This window comes from Thiocystis violacea, assembly GCF_016583575.1.
GTDB lineage: Bacteria > Pseudomonadota > Gammaproteobacteria > Chromatiales > Chromatiaceae > Thiocystis > Thiocystis violacea.
In genome coordinates this window covers 1-1110 of sequence record NZ_NRRG01000146.1, presented here as the reverse complement: position 1 = coordinate 1110, position 1110 = coordinate 1, and the positions used below count along the sequence as shown (strand labels likewise).

Genomic DNA, 1110 nt, shown 5'->3' with positions numbered 1-1110 from the left:
CTGATGTTACGCAGCCGCCGCTTTCAAGCGCCTGAGTTCGCCGAAAGCATGCTGAAGCGCCTCGACATAGAGCTTCGCGCGGAGTGCGAAATGGTTGAGCTTGTGGGCCCGCTTGAGGCATTCGAGCTTGAAGACGGCGCAGATCGAGAGGAACACATGATTGGACTGCGTACGCAGCGTCCGGGTCGGTGATTTGGCCAAGGCCGCGTTGGACTTGAGCGATTTGTGAAACTCCTCGATCTTCCACCGTTTTTGGTGGAGATCGGCGACGCGCTCGCCATCGCACGTCAGGTCACTACAGACGAGACGCAACCGACCGGTGCTGCCATCTTTGTTCGTAAAGACTCGGCCAACGAGGAGAACTTCATGCTCGAAGCCCTTCAACCAACCGCGCACGGCCTGCTTGTCCGCTAACTGCAGCGAATCCACCCGCACGAAGCGACCTTGCTCTTTGTCGGCCTGGCTCAAGGCCACCAGCCGATTGTCCTTGAGAACCGCCACGAACTGCTTGTGCTTGCTGAGGATGAGCGCGAAGTTCTCTTTCGAGGCGAACCAGCTGTCCATGAGCACGTAACGAAACATCAACTGGTTCTGCAGCGCTTGGCGAAACATCTCTTGGAGCCGTTCGTTCTTTGTCACCTCGCTGGCCCGTTTGGCCCGTCGGGTGGCCACATCACAGAACTGCAACGGCTTGCGAATCAGACGGAAATCAACGGGGACTGAGACGCCAGAACTGGAATACAGCGCATTGAGCAGATTCACCCCCTTGACCGTGCGGTTCGCGCAGTGATCGTAATGCCAACAGATCAACTCGCTCTCATCCGTCCAGGCCTTTTCCTGGATCGTGTCGTCGAAGATGAGCACCGCATCGGGCTGCTCGATCTCGCGCACCGTCGACTTCACCTGCAACCACAGGTCGCGTGACGTGTAGTCACGCTCGGACAGAAAGCGTGTGACTTGATCATGACTGATGGCGCCATCGAGCATCGACGCCAACCCCGTGGCCGTGGCCGATCCGAAGGTGCTGATCAAATAATCGGTGTAGATGTCGAGAGCGTCTTGGTTCATCCTCGAAACTTACCAAGTCCTGAGCCTTCTGCGTAACATCAG

Annotated in this window: 1 protein-coding gene; it reads right to left on the bottom strand. The window is 57.3% G+C overall.

The features are described 5' to 3' along the window. Positions 1-6: 6 nt before the first annotated feature. Positions 7-1068, bottom strand: a complete 1062-nt coding sequence (locus CKO27_RS23865) for an IS701 family transposase (protein ID WP_200377399.1) — start codon at positions 1066-1068, stop codon at positions 7-9. Between the last annotated feature and the right edge of the window lie 42 nt (positions 1069-1110).

Bases quoted from the DNA above. Each gene is read 5' to 3' on its own strand.
- CKO27_RS23865 (WP_200377399.1), bottom strand. From the start codon at position 1,068: ATGAACCAAGACGCTCTCGACATCTACACCGATTATTTGATCAGCACC.